The organism is Metabacillus sp. KUDC1714, assembly GCF_014217835.1.
In the GTDB taxonomy this organism is placed as follows: Bacteria; Bacillota; Bacilli; order Bacillales; family Bacillaceae; genus Metabacillus; species Metabacillus rhizosphaerae.
In genome coordinates, this window is the sequence record NZ_CP055263.1 from 2350449 (window position 1) to 2371451 (window position 21003).

General features: G+C 37.2%; 14 protein-coding genes and 2 pseudogenes. 15 read left to right on the top strand and 1 reads right to left on the bottom strand.

Annotation, left to right across the window (positions count from 1 at the left end; all coding sequences use genetic code 11):
• Position 1 precedes the first annotated feature (1 nt).
• The 5 genes and pseudogenes from HUW50_RS11185 to HUW50_RS27065 all read left to right on the top strand — a co-directional run bounded on the left by HUW50_RS11185 (position 2) and on the right by HUW50_RS27065 (position 3738).
• A complete protein-coding gene (locus HUW50_RS11185; protein ID WP_066333803.1) occupies positions 2-892 on the top strand; it encodes a hydrogenase small subunit in 891 nt (296 codons plus the stop codon).
• Positions 885-2291 carry a nickel-dependent hydrogenase large subunit gene (locus tag HUW50_RS11190; protein WP_066333609.1) on the top strand — a complete coding sequence of 469 codons (1407 nt, stop codon included), beginning with the start codon at positions 885-887 and terminating at the stop codon, positions 2289-2291. The genes HUW50_RS11185 and HUW50_RS11190 overlap by 8 nt, the downstream gene beginning before the upstream one ends.
• Positions 2291-2746 (top strand): hydrogenase maturation protease, encoded by a 456-nt coding sequence (locus HUW50_RS11195; RefSeq protein ID WP_066333605.1) that lies wholly within the window; start codon positions 2291-2293, stop codon positions 2744-2746. Before HUW50_RS11190 ends, HUW50_RS11195 begins: the two co-directional genes overlap by 1 nt.
• Before the next feature lie 104 nt (positions 2747-2850).
• A pseudogene (locus tag HUW50_RS27060) lies at positions 2851-3411 on the top strand (cupin domain-containing protein); the annotation flags it as partial.
• A gap of 15 nt (positions 3412-3426) precedes the next feature.
• Positions 3427-3738 (top strand): DUF5661 family protein, encoded by a 312-nt coding sequence (locus HUW50_RS27065; RefSeq protein WP_232329044.1) that lies wholly within the window; start codon positions 3427-3429, stop codon positions 3736-3738.
• Between the two features lie 140 nt (positions 3739-3878).
• Here HUW50_RS27065 and HUW50_RS27530 read toward each other — a convergent pair.
• Positions 3879-4292, bottom strand: a pseudogene (locus HUW50_RS27530) (DDE-type integrase/transposase/recombinase); the annotation flags it as partial.
• A gap of 334 nt (positions 4293-4626) precedes the next feature.
• Between HUW50_RS27530 and HUW50_RS27070 the strand changes: the two are divergent.
• The 10 genes from HUW50_RS27070 to HUW50_RS11255 all read left to right on the top strand — a co-directional run bounded on the left by HUW50_RS27070 (position 4627) and on the right by HUW50_RS11255 (position 20806).
• Positions 4627-5877, top strand: a complete 1251-nt coding sequence (locus HUW50_RS27070; protein ID WP_185653909.1) for a collagen-like domain-containing protein — start codon at positions 4627-4629, stop codon at positions 5875-5877.
• Between the two features lie 807 nt (positions 5878-6684).
• Entirely contained in the window at positions 6685-7719 is a 1035-nt protein-coding gene (locus HUW50_RS11215; RefSeq protein ID WP_066327767.1) for a LacI family DNA-binding transcriptional regulator, read from the top strand.
• Between the two features lie 203 nt (positions 7720-7922).
• Positions 7923-11060, top strand: coding sequence for a beta-galactosidase, LacZ type (locus HUW50_RS11220; RefSeq protein WP_185653910.1), 3138 nt, complete (start codon positions 7923-7925; stop codon positions 11058-11060).
• 729 nt (positions 11061-11789) lie between these two features.
• A complete protein-coding gene (locus HUW50_RS11225) occupies positions 11790-12686 on the top strand; it encodes an ABC transporter permease (RefSeq protein WP_396652629.1) in 897 nt (298 codons plus the stop codon).
• A 15-nt stretch (positions 12687-12701) separates the two neighbouring features.
• The gene (locus tag HUW50_RS11230) at positions 12702-13604 is read left to right on the top strand and encodes a carbohydrate ABC transporter permease (protein ID WP_185653912.1); all 903 of its coding nucleotides are present in this window, start codon (positions 12702-12704) and stop codon (positions 13602-13604) included.
• Positions 13605-13677: 73 nt separating this feature from the next.
• Positions 13678-15264, top strand: coding sequence for an extracellular solute-binding protein (locus HUW50_RS11235; protein WP_185653913.1), 1587 nt, complete (start codon positions 13678-13680; stop codon positions 15262-15264).
• 270 nt (positions 15265-15534) lie between these two features.
• A complete protein-coding gene (locus tag HUW50_RS11240) occupies positions 15535-17904 on the top strand; it encodes a glycoside hydrolase family 2 TIM barrel-domain containing protein (RefSeq protein WP_066327790.1) in 2370 nt (789 codons plus the stop codon).
• A 128-nt stretch (positions 17905-18032) separates the two neighbouring features.
• The gene (locus HUW50_RS11245; RefSeq protein ID WP_066327794.1) at positions 18033-19025 is read left to right on the top strand and encodes a glycoside hydrolase family 43 protein; all 993 of its coding nucleotides are present in this window, start codon (positions 18033-18035) and stop codon (positions 19023-19025) included.
• A gap of 513 nt (positions 19026-19538) precedes the next feature.
• Positions 19539-20072 carry a YehS family protein gene (locus tag HUW50_RS11250; RefSeq protein WP_066327806.1) on the top strand — a complete coding sequence of 178 codons (534 nt, stop codon included), beginning with the start codon at positions 19539-19541 and terminating at the stop codon, positions 20070-20072.
• A gap of 26 nt (positions 20073-20098) precedes the next feature.
• On the top strand, positions 20099-20806 hold the full coding sequence (locus HUW50_RS11255) for a M48 family metallopeptidase (RefSeq protein ID WP_185653914.1): 708 nt from the start codon (positions 20099-20101) through the stop codon (positions 20804-20806).
• Positions 20807-21003 lie beyond the last annotated feature (197 nt).

Genomic DNA, 21003 nt, shown 5'->3' on the forward strand with positions numbered 1-21003 from the left:
TTTGCCGCCAGAATCTTTAACAAATGAAGCCATTGCGGAAAGGTTAACAAGTACGGCACTAAAGAGCCTTAAAAAGGGGACTATTAAGAAAAAAAACCTGATTTATTTAGAATTAAATGGTTGTTCCGGTAATATCATTTCCTTGTTAAACGGGCAGAATCCCGACTTTGAGTACACGTTAAATTCGATGGTTGATCTTAAGTTTTGCAATAGTTTAATGGCTGCTGAAGGAGAGCGGGCCATCGAGAAACTAATAAAGGCGATGGACGAAGAGTATATTTTAGCAGTTGAAGGAGCTGTGGCGTTAAAAAATAATGGTTTATACAATATTATCGGCAACTGGCAAGGAAAGCCTCTTACAGGCCTTCAAGCAGCACAGATGCTCGGAGAAAAGGCTTCACATATTTTTGCAGTGGGGGCTTGTGCCACACATGGAGGGGTATCAGCAGCAAAACCCAATCCATCCCAATCTGTTGGGCTGCAACAGGTCCTGCCAAACAAAAAGATGATTAAACTTCCCGGATGTCCTGTTCATCCAGACTGGTTTTTAGGGACATTAGCGCATCTTTTATTATATGGGGAGCCGGAAACAGATAACCTAGACCGGCCTTTAATGTTCTATAGCACGCTTATCCATGATCGTTGTCCAAGAAGGCCGTTTTTTGACCGTGGGATTTTTGCTGAAAAGTTAGGAGAAAAAACATGTCTATTCAAGCTTGGATGTCGAGGACCCGTGACGAGAGTAGATTGTCCAACAAGGCAATGGAATGGTCATGTGAATTGGCCGATAGGAGATAATACGCCATGCATTGGCTGTGCTCAGTTTGGTTTTCCAGATGCCATGGCGCCGTTCATTAGCTATGACACGACAAGGGTGGTGAAGAATGAGTAAGAGAATCGTGATTAATCCGTTGACACGAATTAGCGGTTTTATGGAAATTGATGTGATGATCGATCAGAATCAAGTCGTTGATGTCAAAACAAAAGGAAATTTATTTCGCGGCTTTGAGCAAATGTTAGTAGGCAGAAGTCCGTTCGATGCCGTTTATTTTACTCAGCGAATATGCGGCATTTGCTCTGCAGCCCACTCCATGGCTTCATCCCGTGCTTTAGAAGATGCTTTAAACATTGAACCAATGGAACAAGGAAAATATTTACGAGATATCATCCATTGTTGTGAGTTTTTACAAAATCATATCCGCCATTTTTATCAATATACTGTTCCTGACTTTGTAAAGATTGAACAAAACTCTCTTTTCCAGTCCGACCATGACGACTTTCGATTACCCAAAAACATTAATGACCGGATCACACAGCATTATTTTGATTCCCTCAAGTTCAGTCGTTTAGCTCACGAGATGTTAGCTGTTTTAGGCGGGAAAGCTCCCCATAATCATGGGGTTTTTATTGGAGGGATAACCACACAGGCAACAGCAGAGAAAGTCGTTCATATCGATTCTATTTTGGATAAAATATCCAAATTTATTGATGAAAAAATGATCCCGGATGTATATGACATTGCGCGCTTCTATGCAGACTATTTTCGCATGGGCGGAGGGTATGGCAACCTTTTAACCTACGGGGCTTTTAACCATTATAAGGAGTTAGGCACACTATATGTGGATTCGCTTGTATCCACAATGGAATCTGTTGAAGCATTTGATGAAAGTAAAATTCAAGAAAAAATAGATTACTCCTATTTCAACTCAATAAATAACAGCAATCAACCAAATGAGGCAGTGACAGAGCCGGATATGGACAAAGAAAAAGCCTATTCCTGGGTGAAGGCACCAAGATATAAGGGTCTCCCTTTTGAGGTCGGGCCGTTGGCCAGGTTGATATTAAGTGGATCGTATAGCAACGGAATCTCCGCTATGGACCGAACGATTGCCAGAGCACTAGAAGCAAAGAAAATCTCAGAAATTATGAAAATATTACTTCAGCAAATCATTCCAGGAGTAGATGTGCAAAAAAAATATGAACTTCCAGAATTGGCATCTGGAAGGGGGTTAGTAGATACAACGAGAGGAGCACTAGGCCATTGGTTAAAGATTCAAGATAAGAAAATCTCCTTCTATCAAATCATCACTCCTTCCACATGGGATTTTTCAACGAGGGATGATAATGGTTTTAGAGGTACGGCTGAAGAAGCCTTGGTCGGTACACATATTCAGAATCCAGATAAACCTGCAGAAATTGGCAGAATTCTTCGTTCCTTTGATCCGTGTATGTCATGTGCGACTCATGTATATAGTCCAGGAAAACAAGTAAAAACGATAAAGGTGTTTTAATGGAAAACATAATCGTTTTAGGTATTGGCAATATATTAATGATGGATGATGGAATTGGAATTGATCTAATTGAGCAACTATCCAAGCTGAATCGTACACCTCATGTATCTTTTTTGATTGGAGAATCAGATATTGATTACTGCATGGATCAAATAATGAACGCTACATTTGTAATCATTGTGGATGCTGTATTTTCAGGAAACGAACCAGGGGAGCTTACCGTTTATCCACTTGCCAATTTACATGAATATCAAACTTTAGACATCTCAGCGCATAACTTTCACTTGTTTCAATCATTGTATCAACAGAAAGAATCAATAAAGGGGTATCTCATAGGAGTGGAACCTTATGAGATCAGGTTCCATATTGGATTAAGCAAAACTTTAAGAGAAAAATGGAAAACGATTTTACAAGATGTATCACAGACTATTGATAGCTTGATTGCTAAGAATTGAGTGTGTTATATAGATCTTCAGATTATAAGTTAAAATAAATAGAAGAACATTCCCTAAGCATAGGCATATGATGTTTTTGTATATCTGTGAAGGGAATGAAAAAAATGTACAATGTCCCTAGTATGTATCCATATCAAAATCAATATCATTATTATGTTAATGCACCAATGCATAACTATGAAAGACAGTCTGTTTACAGGAATATTCCTAATGGTACTAACCAATATGGTTTTAAAGATTATGGACCAGAACCATTTGTAGTTAATATCAATGAGGCTACGAAGCGAAACAAAACCTATCGTACCGCTTTATGGACAGGGAATCGTTTGCAAGTTACTTTAATGAGTCTCAATGTTGGCGAAGATATCGGTTTGGAAATGCATCCTGACGTTGATCAGTTCTTACGTATTGAACAAGGACAGGGAATTGTTCACATGGGCAAGAGTAAAGATAATTTTGACTTTGAAAGAAATGTCTATGATGATTTTGCAATAATGATACCTGCTGGAACATGGCATAATCTAACCAATACAGGAAATATTCCGTTAAAACTTTACTCGATATATGCTCCTCCTAACCATCCATTTGGTACTATTCATGTTACCAAATCAGATGCAGTAGCTACGGAAGAAGCTTATGGTCATCGTAATGACAAAAATACAATTATAAAAAATTCAAATATGTTTAGACCCAAAAATATTGATACAACAAATTCAAACACCTCTAAAACTAGCTTTTCTAAAGAGGAAGCATCAGCAATAGCTTTACTTTTAGGTATTGATTTTACCAAAAGTAAATTTGATTTAAATGAGTTTTGGATGGGAGTAAATACCGAACTTGAACATGGAAGAAAATACAATCAGACTAATGTTACTGCGGATGAACCTATCACTACTGGGAAAATTGCACTAGCTCATCTCAACGAATTTCCTGATTATTATAAAAGGTTAAAAGTGCTTGAGGAAGAAGCAAAAGCGTATTGGAACAAATAATATACCAGATAAAAAAGGTCAAGCAGAAATCTGGTTGACCTTTAGTTTAAGAAAGATTGCAATTTATTATTTCCACCTTAATTGATTAAAAAAACAAAAACCAATAAGAAGGAAAATGGACTGACCCATCTAAATGAGACTTAGAAAAAACACTTAAGCTGCCTGTTCTCCAAACTCAATTGAGACAGGTAGTATAATTTTGCCTGAATACGTATTTGGTTATAATAATACATGTATTGATTTACTATTTGCACTACTTTAGAATTAGATATAGATGCTCTTCTTTGAGTATTGAATCCTTCCGACTTTAGCGAGGAGTGAAAGGATTCTATGACGGCATTATCATGGCAGTTTCCTTTTCGGGACATGCTTGTGATGATGCCTTTTTCTTTAGCTAAATTTTGAAAAGCATAAGATGTATAAACAGAACCTTGATCAGTATGAATCAGTATCCCTTCTTTTGGTTTTCTTTTCTCTACAGCTTCACTAAGTGTATCTTTAACCAGATCTACATCCTGACTCTCACTCACTTTGTAGGTTACAATCTCGTTATTATAAAGGTCTGTTTCATTATCGCTTTATTACTCATTCCTTGTAACTTTAATTCTACAGCTTGCCACTTTACTTCCTCGGGGTAGTGAACTCTTGTGCCCATAAAGAAAAACACCTCCAAAATCGTTTAGATAACTAATACGACTCAAGGGGTGTTTTTTCCTTGTCTCATTTTACTGGGTCACTCTAACTAGAATCTGAGGGGTTTTTATAATCTGATAATTGATGCTAATAAGAAAGGTGTAGAAATATCTATAGTTCTAGATAATTAGCACAGGCAACATGTCCAATATATTAATAGAATGAATGTAGATTCTGAATTAGGAGGGATATTTATTGGAATTTTGTACGAATTGTGGTTTTAACGATGAGTTATGTAGATGTTCATCAAACTATAACCAGCCTTTTAATTATCAGTCTAGAGCCCTAAAAAGATCGTGTAAAGAGTATAATTGTTCCTGTTCTAGTTGTTGTCCAAAACCAGGAACTCCAGGACCACAAGGACCTCCGGGACCTCCAGGACAGACAGGTGCGACAGGACCACAAGGACCTCCGGGATCAACAGGTGCGACAGGACCTCAAGGCTTAACGGGTCCTCAGGGACCAGTAGGACCACCGGGGCCAGCAGGAGGACCAGTAGGACCAGCAGGACCAGCAGGACCAACAGGCCCAACAGGGTCACCAGGAATTCCAGGACCAACAGGGCCACAGGGGCCAACAGGGGCACAAGGAACTCCAGGAACAACAGGAGCTACGGGAGCTACGGGTCCACAAGGACCTATAGGCCAAATAGGACCACAAGGACTAGCAGGTCCAACAGGCCCAACAGGCCCAACAGGACCACAAGGACCACAAGGAATTCCAGGACCTGCAGGGGGATCAGGGGGACCACCGGGTCCACAAGGACCAATAGGACCACAAGGACCAACAGGAGCAACAGGACCACAAGGAGTTCCAGGACCAACAGGTCCGCAAGGAGAACCAGGAGAACCAGGAGCAACAGGAGCAACAGGAGCAACAGGACCGCAAGGAGTTCCAGGGCCAACAGGGCCACAAGGAATCCAAGGGCCTGCAGGACCTGCAGGAGCAACTGGACCACAAGGAATAGCAGGACCAACAGGACCACAAGGACCAGCAGGAATACAAGGACCAGCAGGAGGAGTATTAGACTTTGCAGATTTTTATGCATTGATGCCCCCTGATAATGCCGCAACAGTTGGAGCAGGTGGAGACGTAGATTTTCCGAGGAATGGACCTACTATTGCTGGTAGTGGTATTTTCCGCCAAACTGCCGATTCATTTTTCTTGTCTGCCATTGGAACTTATCAGGTCTTGTTTCAGGTGAGTGTCAGCGAAGCAGGCCAACTGGTTTTAACTCTCAATGGGAATGACCTAGCCCATACAGTGGTCGGGCGAGCAACGGGTACTTCTCAGATAGTAGGAATGGCTCTTGTGGAAACGACAAGCATCAATTCAATACTCACTGTACGAAATCCTGCTGGCAATTCCCCGGCACTAACCATCACGCCTCTCTCTGGAGGAACAAGACCTGTTTCAGCACACCTTGTTATCACGCGACTCCGATAGTCGGGAAAAAAAGAATGACATACTCTATAACAAATCAAGCTGTAGGTTTGTTTGGTAGGCAGCTTTCGAGCCTCTAACAACTCGTTACTCTCAGTGTTCTAGGAAGCGCTCGATTCTTGAAATAGAGGGGAGGTTTGAACTTAAACCTCCTCCAATCAAAGTTATTCTTTATCAAAGATCTGAATCGCAATATACGTATAAACATTTATTTGAGGTAATAACAATTTGACCACATGACCACCCAATGACCACATACTTAAGTTTTTATAGTGCTCTATTAATCTATAAGCCAGAAAGAGGTTTGATTTACGCACTTAAAACAATTTAATAATATTAAATAAATTAAGGATTAAAAAATATCCAATACAACGCACACTGAATGCGTTGCACAACTCATGTTAAAAGTTGAAACCCCTAAATAAACACCCTGAATCCAGTTGAAAATCTTTTTTTCTTCGGGGTTTTTTCGTTTACAACCTTATATAAGTTTATGGGGGAAGTGTCAATCGGTCTTTGTAAGGTAGGGAGTATAGATGGAATCTTGAGAGTTACCTGTTTAATGATCTCATTTTACTTGATAATATTGTAATTCCAAAGATTGTGAAAAATGTTGATGCTTCCCCTCAATTCATCCACTTGATGTGAAATAGCTGGTCAAAAAACAGAATATGCAATATTTATATTGGTTAGCTCAAGAGGAAGTAAAACAAATGTGTTGACTTATGGTTATTATTGCATTTCAATTAGGTGAAATAGTTATAATAATCCTTTTGAATTCAATATAATCATTAGCCATGGGGGAAAGATATGAAAAAAGAGAATGTAACAATATATGACATTGCTAAAGAAGCTAATGTATCTCCAGCAACGGTTTCGAGAGTCTTAACCGGAAATGCAAAAGTTCGCCCACAGACAACGCGGAAAATAGTTGATGTGATTGAAAAATATAATTTTAGACCAAATAGTTTAGCAAGAAGCTTATTCCATAAGCAATCGAAAACAATTGGCTTTATTTTACCAGACATAAATCATCCGTTTTTCTCGACATTGGTTCAAAGTAGTGAGGCTCATGCATTGGAATTAGGGTATACAACATTTTTGTGTAATACGAGGAACAACTCAGAAAATGAATCTAAATACTTGCAAAGCCTAGTAGAAAAACAGGTGGATGGGATTATCTATCTTGGTGGGAGAATTAATGATACTGACACTGATCAGGAATATGCAGAAGAAATGAAGACAGTGATGGAAAGAATTCCAGTTGTTTTTGTTAATGGCCAAATGAACGGGGTAGATGCCCATATTGTTAGAACTGATGAAGAGTCAGGGATTGAAAAGCTTGTTGAATTGTTATTAAATTTAAATCATAAAAAGATTGGTTTTCTTGGTGGAAAAGAAGGAATAAGTTCAACTGATGTAAAAAGGAATACATTTGTTAAAATGATGGAAAACAAAGGGATAAGTGTTAACGAAGATTGGGTTTTGGGTACTGGGTTTAGTATTGAATCTGGTGAAGAAGTTGCTGGACAATTGCTCAATCTAAAAGATAGGCCTACAGCGGTTATCTGTGCCAATGATTTTGTTGCGATCGGGGTAATAAAGGTTCTTACCAAATTTGGGTTAACGGTTCCAGATGATGTTTCCGTTGTCGGGTTTGATGATATTTACTTGGCGCAGCATTTTCCTCCAGGAATTACGACTGTAAGCCAGAATTATGATCATTTGGGTCAAACTGCTATCAATGTACTTGTAAATTTAATTAATGAGAAAGAAGCAGAGAGAGAAACGGTTATTCCAACATCACTAGTATTAAGGGATTCTTGTAGAATATTTTCAGAATAATAAATTAATATTGCTTCTTTTCAAAATTCAAGTTACGATAAAAAAGTAATGGGTTTCGTATTTAAAGGAATATAAATGTATAGTATTCAAACTTACTACACTAGATTTATGTTCTTTTATTCTCGGCAATAATGAAACGGGTTTCAAAATGTATGAGTTGAATGAGAAAGAGAAATATAAATTCATAGAAGAGAGGTATTCTTATGCTCAAACAGTTGAATAAATATAGGTATACTCCACCTGAAAATGGATATCCGGAATGGAATAACAACCCTGAGATTTTTCAGTTGAACAGATTAGATGCTCATGCGACTTTAATGCCGTATAAGACAGTTGAGGAAGCGTTAAAAGGGGATCGAACTTCATCTGAATATTATCAGTCATTAAATGGAAACTGGAAATTTGCATTTTATGAGAATCCTGAAATAAGAAATCAAGCTTTTTTTAATGAGGATTATGATGCTAGTGAGTGGAATGAGATTAAAGTTCCTTCACACTGGCAGTTACAAGGTTATGATTATCCTCAATATACGAATCTTAGATATCCTTGGGAAGGAAAAGAAGATATAAAGCCACCTTTTGCTCCAATAAAGTATAATCCGGTTGGACAGTATATTCGGAATTTTACAATCTCAGAGGATTGGAAGGACCAACCGGTTTATATTAGTTTTCAAGGAGTAGAGTCAGCTTTTTATGTGTGGGTGAATGGAGAATTTGTTGGATATAGTGAGGATACCTTTACACCAGCAGAATTTGATTTAACACCTTACTTAATTGACGGAGAAAATAAGGTAGCAGTAGAGGTATATCGTTGGTGTGATGCGAGCTGGTTGGAGGACCAGGATTTTTGGAGGATGAGTGGAATCTTTCGAGATGTCTATTTATATTCTACTCCAGATGTCCATATAAATGATTTCTTTGTAATCTCGGAATTGGATCATGAATATAAGGATGCAAAATTGAATATCGAAGCAAAAATTAAAAATACGTTTGAGCGGGTAGTTAAAGGTTATGCTGTTGAAGCGATTCTCTATGATCAAGAAAATAACCCAGTTTTAGAGGACTCACTTCAATTAAAGGTTGACATGAATAATCAATCCTTTATTTCGATCAATGCGTCAACGGATGTAAAAGCTCCTTTTAAATGGAGTGCAGAGAGTCCATACCTATATACTCTTGTTTTAATTTTGAAAAATGAAAGCGGAAACATTATTGAAACAGAAAGCTGTAAGGTAGGATTCCGAACATTTGAAATTAAAGACGGTCTCATGAAAATTAACGGTAGTCGAATTGTCTTCAAGGGTGTAAATCGGCATGAATTTGCATCGGATAAAGGAAGAGCAATTGGCTATGATGATATGATTCATGATATTAAACTAATGAAGCAACATAATATTAATGCAGTCCGTACATCCCATTATCCGAATAATCCGTTGTGGTACGAATTATGTGATCAATATGGTTTGTATGTCATTGATGAAACAAATCTTGAAACACATGGGTCATGGAAGTATGGGCAAAAGGATGAAGGAGATACGGTGCCAGGAAGCAAGGTTGAATGGCAGGAAAACGTACTTGATAGATGTAATTCAATGTTTCAACGTGATAAAAACCATCCTTCGATTATTATTTGGTCGCTTGGAAATGAATCGTTTGGTGGAGATAATTTTATTAAAATGCATGATTTTCTTAAGAAGAATGATCCTACTAGAATTGTTCATTATGAAGGGATTTTTCATTACCGTAAATCAGAAGCAGCTTCAGATATTGAAAGCACCATGTATATAAATCCTGAAGGTGTAAAGAAATATGCTGAAAATGCAGAAAATCCAAAACCATACATTCTATGCGAATATAGCCATGCAATGGGAAATTCTTGTGGAAATCTTTACAAATATACAGACTTATTTGAAAAATATCCTATTATTCAAGGTGGATTCATTTGGGACTGGAAGGATCAAGCTTTAGAAACAAAGACGGAGGATGGTGTGCCTTACTTAGCCTATGGTGGTGACTTTGGGGAAACACCTCATGATGGGAATTTTTCAGGTAATGGTCTAATTTTTGCTGATGGTACAATTTCGCCAAAGATTATCGAGGTGAAAAAGTGCTATCAGAATGTTCGTTTTACAGCGATTAATATAGAAGAAGGCCATGTTGATGTGGTAAATAACTTTCTGTTTACAGATCTTCAAGAGTTCGAACTAGTTTGGCAGCTAGCAAAAAATGGTGTGTTCATCCAAAAGGGAATCTTAGAAATAGAGGTAGAACCATGTTCCATAAAAACTATTAAACTAGATTACTCTCTTCCAGAGGTCAGTAAACAGTCAGACGAATACATTTTAACTGTTAGCCTACATTTAAAAAAGAGTTTAATTTGGGCTCAGAAGGGTCATGAAGTTGCTTTTGAACAATTTGTGATTCCTACAGTGAAAGCAACATCAGAAAATATTATTCCTGTCAACACACTTAAAATAAAAGTACTTCAAGAAGAAAATTATGTAACAATAAATGGTGCTAGTTTTAATGTTGTTTTTAATAAAAATAATGGAAGCTTAGAATCATATAGTTTCAATGGCGTCTCTCTTATTGAGAAAGAATTAGGTTTAAACTTTTGGCGTGCGATGACTGATAATGACCGTGGGAATAAATTGCATGAACGTAGCTCTGTATGGAGAGAAGCGGGGATGAATAAAGTTCTTACATCATTTTTAGTTGATGAGAAAAATAGTTCGACTACAGAAATTACAACTGAATACAGTTTGCCAACAACAATGTCATCTTGCAAAATCGTTTACACCATTAAGGGTGATGGAGAAATACTGATAAACTATGAGTTAAATCCAGGGAATGGACTTCCTGAGATACCTGAGATTGGAATGATGACAACATTGGATGGCTCGTTCGACACCATCACCTGGTATGGAAAAGGCCCTTATGAAAATTATTGGGATAAAAAGAAGGGTGCAAAAATTGGATTATATACTGGAAAAGTAAAAGATCAATATGTTCCATACTTAAAACCTCAGGAATGCGGAAATAAAACAGGCGTAAGATGGGCATTACTATCCAATCAACAGGGAGTAGGATTAAAAATATCCGGAAGCCCTACAATTGAGGTGAATGCCTTACCATATACTCCATTTGAGCTTGAGGAACATGATCACGGATATAAATTACCACCAAGTACTAAGACTGTAGTACGTATGAATTATAAACAAATGGGTGTAGGTGGAGATGATAGTTGGGGACAAAAAACACATCCTGAATTCACGCTTTTTGCAAATCAATGTTACTCTTATACGTTTAAGCTTAAGGGAATTAATATAAAAGATATGTAGCAGCTTATTTATCAACCTTTTCACTTTTATCAATTATGATGGAAGTTACGGTAACTAGATATAAACTTCCGTTGTGTTCCCTTGGATTCTTATTTTTAAACCAAGGGAACATGCATCTATAACAATAATAAATATAGTCCTGAAACCCATTTCAAATAAGCTAAGTGGAATACTAAAAAGGGTCTTAAAAGAAGTTATTTGAATAATTTTTAGAATAATATTAATTTTTAGAATAATTGTATTTACTTTTAATGGGCGTCCGAATATAATGAAGTTAAGGTAACCGCTTTCAATAAATAAATCCTAAGAAATTAAAAGAATTACTTAGGTGTTTTGAACAAAAACTGTACATTTGTTTCGAATAAATGAAACCCGTTTCATCTCTCTGCACAAAACCATACATAATAAAATAAGACTAATATAATGTGAAGGTATTGTTTAAATATTATTGAAACCCATTTCATTTTCCTTCTACTTTATATTAGTTTATAACATATATCATCTTCATATAAAAAGCCTTTCATAAAAATAGAAAGCTTTTTTTAGGTAGATAGTATGGTAATAGATAACTAATTTACGAGATCACCTAGTCGCTACATTTTGTAAAGTTGGTTGCTGTTTTCTTAGTCAAGATCATGTTGTTTAGGGGGGAATTATATGAAAACCGTTACAGTGCAATCACAGACACCTATTATTGAAAAACAAGCTAAATTGTCTGTATTTAAAAGAATGTGGAAGAATCGAACCCTTCTTCTTATGTGTATGCCTGCAATTATTTTCTTTGCAATATTTGCTTATCTACCAATGCCGGGACTATATCTTGCATTTGTAAACTATGATTATTCACTTGGAATTTTTGATAGCGCTTTCGTAGGGCTTGATAATTTTCGGTTTTTGGTGATGACAGGTGATTTATGGAAGCTAACATTTAATACGATTGCTTATAATCTTGCTTTCATCGTTCTAGGAAATTTCCTGCAAATTGCTGTAGCCATCATGCTGAACGAACTGACAAGTAAATGGTTCAAAAAGGTATCACAAACAATTATGTTTCTTCCACATTTTATTTCTGCAGTTCTTATTGGACTATTAGCCTATAACATACTTAGTTACGATTATGGTGTACTTAATTCATTTTTAAAAATGATTGGCATGGATCCGGTACAGACCTATTCTAATCCGGCGATTTGGCCTTATATTATTGTCATTACTTTCCTATGGCAATCAACAGGTTATGGATCGATCGTCTATTTTGCAGCGATCATGGGTCTTGATAAATCCATTTTGGAAGCAGCGGAAATCGATGGGGCCAATGCTTTCCAGCGTATTAGACATATCATCATTCCTTGGCTTAAGCCAACCTTTATCATTTTACTACTGTTCTCTTTAGGTGGAGTATTAAAAGGAAATTTTGGTTTGTTTTATAACCTAGTGGGTGCTAATAATACAATGCTCTATCCAACCACAGATATTATTGAAACCTACGTGTTCCGAACATTAATGACGAATTTTAACTTTTCATTAGGTAGTGCGGTAAGTTTATACCAATCTGTTTTTGGATTCCTTATTGTCATTATCGCTAACTGGATTGTTAAAAAGGTTTCACCAGAAAATTCATTGTTTTAAAGGAGGGACGTATTTATGGAAAATACAGCCAGACGGAATATAGATTTTTCTACTATTATTGTTCGTATTATTGGATATGGTTTTATTGGTCTTTTTGCTCTATGTTGTTTATTGCCCTTTGTCCTAATTGTGTCGTCTTCCTTATCATCTGAGAAGGCGATTATGGAAAGCGGATTTGCTTTATGGCCGAAGGAGTTCTCTACATTTGCTTATGAAATTGTTTTTAGGAATCCAAAACTTGTTATTGGATCATATATGGTAACAATGGGGATTACGATTGTTGGGACTGCGCTAGGTTTATTTATTGTAGCGATGACAGGTTATGCCTTACAACGTTCTGACTTCTTGTATCGTAATAAAATATCATTTTATATCTACTTTACAACACTTTTTTCAGGTGGACTTGTCCCGTTTTATCTTTTAGTCACGCAGTATCTCGATCTTAAAGATAATTACCTAGCCGTACTGCTACCAGGTTTGTTGAGTCCTTTTCTAATCATTATGATGAAGGCATTTACAAAGTCAATTCCATATGAGATTACTGAATCGGCGAAGATGGATGGTGCGGGAGATTTCACGATCTTTTTAAGATTAATTCTACCAATGTCTACTCCAGCCTTGGCGACAATAGGACTATTCATTGCCTTAGGGTATTGGAATGAATGGTATAATTCAATGCTTTTCCTTTCACCTAATATGGACTATAGACCGTTGCAGTTGTTTCTTTATAACGTTATCACAAGTGCTGATTTCATAAGAAACTCGGCTGCGGCTTCCAATGTAGCACCACAAGAAATACCATTGGAAACCATGAAAATGGCAACAGCCGTTGTGGCTACTGGTCCGGTTATTCTATTTTATCCATTTATACAAAAGTACTTTATTCAAGGGATTACAATTGGAGCAGTTAAGGGCTAATGGAATATGAGTGAGGAATCTTCCTTGTTTCATAGATGTAAGGAATGAAAACAGATAAAGGGGAGGAAGTAAAATGTTGAAGATGAGAAAGTTTTTGGTACTATTCTTAGTTATGTTGTTGTCATTTACTCTTGTGGCCTGCAATGGATCCAGCAAAACAAGTTCCGAAAACTCTAAATCAGATCCAAGTACAAAGGTAAACGAAAATGGGGAAATTGATACTTCTGAATTTGTCACAATTACCATGATGGCGTTGGGAGATAAACCGACCAATGGACAATTAGAAAAAGTAATGGAACAAGTAAATGCAAAATTAAAAGAAAAAACAAACGCTCATCTTGAAATAAAATGGATTGAATGGGCGGATTATATGACAAAGTATAATTTAACACTAGCTTCTGGTGAACCTGTTGATTTAATTATCACAGCAACTGACTGGCTAGACGCTTGGGGAAATGCACAAAAAGGCGCATTCATGGATATCACTGAACTTCTACCAACATATGCACCACAGACATGGGGAGAAGTTTCCGAAGAAAATTGGGAGCAAACAAAATACGAGGACAAAATTGTCATGATTCCTGAGGACTCTTATACTCAATGGGTTAACCACGGCTTTTTCTATCGCACAGATTGGGCAAAAGAGTTTGGAATCACTGAACCTATTAAGGATTTTGAAACATTAGGTGAATACTTCCAAGGTATCGTCGATAATAAGCCGGGTGTGATTCCTTGGGATACACCAGGAACAAACGTTACAACAGCGTGGGGGTATACAACTTCTTATTCAGATGCGATTGAACTTCCAATCGCTACAGGAGTATTTCCAATTTACTGGGCTCAATCTTATGATGAAGCGTATAACGTTATGAGTCCTGTGTTCGAGGATACTTTTGTAGATTATGCAAAGCTTATGAAGGATTGGGCAGATAAAGGCTACTGGCGTGCTGACGTATTAAACTATAAAGGAGACACTCGAGCTTTATTCCAGGCAGGAAAGACAGGTGCTGACCAGCATCATACGGAAACATTCTCAGGCTTACGTACACAAATGGACTTGAAGCAACCAGGCTCAGAAATCGATATGTTTGCTTGGTCTGATACACGTGACAACTTAATTTCTATGTCAGTTACTCACGGTGCTACTGCTGTTGGAGCTCATAGTGAAAACCCAGAGCGTGCCTTAATGGTATACGATCTACTTCGTAACGATGAGGAAATTTACAAATTATTTAACTACGGTATTGAAGGAGTCCAATACGAGATTGCAGACGGTAAACGTGTTCGTCCTGAAGGGTATGATGAGACAAAAGATTCATTCGCTAGTAACTTCTGGGGTGGTCGTGTAGACAAGTTCGAAATCCCAAGCTCTGACAAATGGGAAGGGGTTTCTGAGATGTACGCGGAGTACGATAAAATTAAGAAGCCGTATCCATATGGCAGATTTGTTTTTGATAGTACTCCTGTAGAAGCTGAACTTGCTGCTCTATCACAAGTGACTGCACAAATGGTACCAGCGATTGCATTCGGTAAAGCAGGCGATCCAGAAAAGGCTGTTAAAGATTTACGTAATAGATTAGAAGCAGCAGGTTATGAGAAGGTTTTAAAAGAAATCCAAAAGCAAATGGATGAATATAAAAAGCTTGTAGAAGGAAATTAATCAGAGATTACATGTAAGTTAGAAAAGCTCAGGGCGCCTTGATCAGCCCCGACAAGCATAAGACGCAAATGAATAGAAGACGTTCTTTGTCTTCGATTCATTTGTGGCTTATGATCTCGAGGGGCTAGGCGCTGGAGCTAGACACCAAAACTAAGTACAAAAACTTTTACTATCTTACCTTGTGAAAAGAGGGCTATCAACATAATGATAGCCCTTTACCTATCATTCTTCTAATTCGTACTATTAATAAATAAGGGGTGTATGCTGGATATGGTAAATGTCATAACTCAAGAATGGAATTTGTCTGTTAAAAGTAGAAAGTTTAACTTTGATTGGAAATTCTTAAAGGATGATAATCCTGATGCATTTAAAATTCAGTTTGATGATTCAGGTTGGCGTTCATTAGACTTGCCACATGATTGGAGTATTGAGGGTCCTTTTAAGCAGGAATATGCAAGTTCAACAGGGTATTTGCCAGGAGGAATTGGTTGGTATCGGAAGAAATTTATTATACCTGATAGCATTAAGGGAAAGAAAATAGTTATTCAATTCGACGGAATTTATAAAAATAGTGAAGTATGGATTAATGAACACTATCTTGGTAAAAGACCCTATGGATACAGCTCATTTCATTATGACTTAACCCCATTTTTAAATTTCGAAACACAAGAAAATGTGATTGCTGTGAAGGTAGATCACTCAGATTTTGCTGATTCTCGTTGGTATCCAGGATCGGGTATTTATCGAAATGTATTTATTAATTTGACTGATCACGTCTATATCAAGCCGTATGGCATATTTGTCACAACTCCGAATATTTCAACATCAGAAGCAGAAATCCAAATTCAAACAACTGTGAAAAATGAATATAATAACGAAGCTAATTTCAAAATTGAACATCAAATAAAAGATGCTACTGGTAAAGAATTAATCACTTGTTCATCTGTGGAGTCAATTACAGCAAATGGTGAACAAGACTTTTCTCATTCTATTTTCCTTGAACAGCCTAATCTCTGGTCACCGGAAAATCCGTATCTATATCGTGTTGAAACGAAGGTGATAAAAGATGGTGAAGTAATAGATTTAGAGATTACTCCACTTGGTATTCGATCTTTTCATTTTGATGTAGACTCGGGATTTTATCTTAATGGGAAGAATATCAAAATGAAAGGTGTATGTATCCATCATGATGCAGGTTGTCTCGGAGCGGCTGTTCCTGAGAAGGTCTGGCATAGACGTTTGCAACTATTAAAAGAAGCTGGTGTAAATGCGATAAGAATGAGCCATAATCCACCTGCACCAGAGCTACTAGATATGTGTGACTCTTATGGGTTTTTAGTCCAAGATGAAGCATTTGATGAGTGGGAACATCCTAAAAATAAGTGGGTAGAGGGGTGGAATAAAGGAGAACCATCACTAGACGGATATGCTTCCGATTTTACTGAATGGGCTGAGATCGATTTAAGGGATATGGTTTTAAGAGACAGGAACCATCCGTCAATCGTTTTCTGGAGTATTGGCAATGAAATTGATTATCCAAATGACCCTTATTCACATCCAGTCCTCGAAGATCGTTACAAAGCTGACAAATCTGAAGCAAAGGGAATGGGTGATATTGCTAAAAGGTTGGTGAGTGTTGTTAAGAAATATGATCCATCGCGACCTGTTACAGCAGCTCTAGCTAGTGTCATTATGTCAAATGAAACGGAATTTCCAGATGCACTTGATGTGGTTGGATATAACTATCAAGAATTTCTTTATCCTGAAGACCATAAAAAGTACCCAAATAGAGTGATTTACGGAAGTGAAAACGGAAGGCATCACGATGCATGGTTGGCTGTCGAACAGAATGACTTCATATCAGGACAATTTATTTGGACTGGGATTGACTATTTGGGAGAAGCCCGTGGATGGCCTGTTCGTCATGCAACACCTGGAATGCTTGATCTTGCTGGTTTCAAAAAACCTTTATACTTCTTTAAACAAAGTCAATGGTCAGAAAAAGATATGGTCCATTTAGGCTTGACTTCTATTAAGAAAAAAAATCCTGAACAAATTTACTGGGACCACGAAGTCGACTGCGAGTGGAGAGGAAATGAAGGAGAAATCGTAAGGGTGGCTTGTTGTACAAATTGCCCTGAAGTGGACTTACTGTTAAATGGTGAATCAGTTGGTGTCAAAAAATATGAAGACTTCCCAAGTGGAACGATCTATTGGGACATTCCATACTCTGAGGGTACGTTAAAGGCAGTAGGAAAAAGAAACGGAAACATTTGTTGCACACATGAATTAAAGACAGCTGGTGAGCCTACTAAATTACAATTACACTCGGATACAATAACGCTTAAAGCTGACAAACAGGATGTAGCACATGTAGAAGTAAATATCCTTGATCAAGATAATAATCTTGTCTATGATGCAGATAACCAAATTGATTGTGTTATTGAGGGGCCAGGTGAAATTATAGGAATTGAATGCAGTAACCCTGCTAGCCATCAGAATTATAAAGCAACCTACAGAAAGGCCTACCACGGGAAATTATTAATTTATGTGAGGACTACAGATCAGCCTGGGACCATTACATTAAAGACATCTTCTGTTGGGTTGGAAAGTTCATTTATAGTAATAAAGGTTAAATAAAGCCAAAACAGAACCATAAAGCCCTCGGGTACCAATCTAACCAAATTGGTACCCGGAGTTTTTTATAAGTAACATGCATCCAAACATTCGCAAAGTTTTATTTTAAAAAATTGTAAGGAGATGCTTAAATGCCATATAACAATGCGTCTGATACATCTAATCCTACGGATAGGCACACCCTAAGAGATATTCCCGCTCATGACCCGTTTGTCTTGTCACATAAAGAAACAAATACCTACTATTTATATACAACTGGAATTCCAGAATTAACAGATCTAGAGAGAAATGGAGTACTAGTTTATAAAAGTAAAGATTTACTAGATTGGGAAGGACCTTATGTTGTTTTTGAGATTCCTGATGGAACGTGGGCACATCCACAGCATGGCACATGGGCACCAGAGGTTCACCAATACGATGGGAAATATTATTTGTTCGTTACCCTTCATAACAGAGATACGATACTGGCAGAACCACCAGAGGTTTGGAAAACTAATCATCTTCGTGGTACAAGCATTGCAGTATCTGATTCGCCAGAGGGGCCGTTTGAACTGCTAAAAACGGATGGGCCAGTACCACCGAGAAACTTCATGACATTAGACGGAACCTTATATGTGGATGAGGGTGGAAAGCCATGGATGGTCTATTGTCATGAATGGATTCAAGTATTAGATGGTACTTTTGAGGCTATTCCACTTAAATCTGATTTGTCTGCAGCAGATGGTGAACCACAACATCTTTTTAAAGCTTCGGATGCTCCATGGATCAATACTGAACGAAAGCCAAATGTGAAGCATTCAGCTTACGTATCTGATGGGTGTCAATTGTATAAAACAAAAGGTGGTCACCTTGTTATGCTCTGGTCAAGCTATAACAATGAAGGATATGTCCAAACGATTGCTAGATCAAGGTCTGGTAAGCTAGCGGGACCTTGGGAACAACTGGATCCGTTAGTTGAAGGTGATAGTGGACACGGCATGCTGTTCAAAACATTTGAAGGTACTTGGATGCTTATTCTTCATCATCCATTCAGTACACCTGAATCTCGAGCGAAGATTTATGAAGTAGAGGAAACTGAGGATAGCTTTAAGGTTATTAAACCTAGAGTTGATCTACATGATTAAATAAATATTAGGATTGAGGTACAAATGGACAGATAGCTTGTCCTGTCTTTTAAGCAGACATGGGCAGTGTTTTTGAGAAATCAAAAACACTGCTTTTTCTTTGTTTCAGGAAATTATAAAATTCTTGAACTGTGGATAAGCGCACGACATCCAGCTCCAGCGCCTAGCCCTTCTAGGATCTTACTAATTTAGAATTGAGGTCAAAGAACGCCTTCTGTTCTAAATCATCTTATTTGCCTGAGGCTGAACAAGGCGCTTGCGCTTTTGTTCTTTTCATATAAGTGTTACAAATATTAATTCAGGTAAAACTATAAAACATGTCTTTAAAGTGTTAAACTTTTAATTTGATAAGCATTCGCTTAAAAGTAGTAGTTTTTTGTATTGTTAACGTCGTTGGAGATACAATATTAAGGCATATTTTCAATTACAAAATTATTTAACATGATAACTGTTGGGTTTTAGAGTATTTTGGAGAATATGCTTTGACTGCTGTGTAAATTGGAGGGTTTAAAGATGGATATGAATAATAATGATATCTTAATTCGATTAAGATATGCTCTAGATATAAAAAATACAGATATGGTAGAGATATTTAAACTTGGTGGAATTGAATTAACAAAAGAAGAAATGCTTAAGATGCTCGTAAAAACAAAAGACAGTTACCATGATGAAGTTGACTATGATCGTGATATAGACGAAGACGAAGAGAATATAAAATGCGATAATTATATGTTAGAGTCATTTTTAAATGGCCTTATAATATTTAAAAGAGGGAAACAAGAATCCAAACCAGGGCAACCTGAAAGACCTGCAATGTCGATAAAGAATAATGCAAGTGTCAATAATGTATTGCTAAAGAAATTGAAAATAGCACTAGCATTAACAAGTGAGGATATGCTTGATCTATTAGAAGAAGCAGGAGTCTTTATAACAAAAGGTGAATTGAGCGCTTTATTAAGAAAAGAAGGACATAAGAATTATAAAGTGTGCGGAGATAGATATGCTAGGAATTTCTTAAAAGGATTGGCTATAAAATATAGGGGATAAATCATTAGGATACTCTAGGTGATTACATGATACATACACACTCAGGTGAGAAAATTAATTTTGATATAAAATACAAAAAGCGGACATCCATGGGCATTTATATAGATCCATTTGGGAATGTAGAAGTCCAGGCTCCTAAAGGGACACCTATTGAAAGTGTGCTTCAATTATTAGAAGAGAAGTGGGATTGGATTCAGCAAAAGTCTAAAGAAATGAAGGATAGAGCGCTTGGACCAAATGTTAAGGTCTACGATCATGGTGAAAGCTTCCTTTATTTAGGGAACGCATATCCCATACAGATCTATCTAGATATAAATATTAAGCAAGACCATGTGGTGTTTGAAGGGGATAGTTTACATATTTATGTGAAGCAAGTTGAGGATGAAAAAATAAAACAAGCCCTAAAACGATTTTATTATCAGCAGTGTAAAGCGTTAGTAGAGAGAAGTGTTCAGTCTTTTCAAAGCAACTTTAAAATAAAACCACGTTCTATCCGTATTTCTGATAATAAAAGAACCTGGGGAACCTGTGATTCAAAGCTACAGTTAACCTTTAATTGGAGGTTGGCAATGGCACCTCAAAGGGTGATCGATTACGTAGTCGTTCACGAAATGTGCCATATGGTCCATCTAAATCATGATAGATCCTTTTGGCGTCTTGTTGGAAGAATAATCCCTGATTATAAGGAACAGGAAAACTGGTTAGCATTATCAAGTTGGAAAATGACTGTTTAGCAGTGGAGGTTTCTTTGTCTCAATGAAATTGACATTTTTCTAAAGTGCTAGTAAATGCAGAAAAGGAAATATTTACGCCAAACTTATAAAAGAACAACAAAAGGTCCTTGAGGGGGCCTTTTCTTTGTTTTTAGATGATCAATAGCACCCTTCGATATTCCCCTAGCATTAGACCGTACAGGACACATAACGCAACC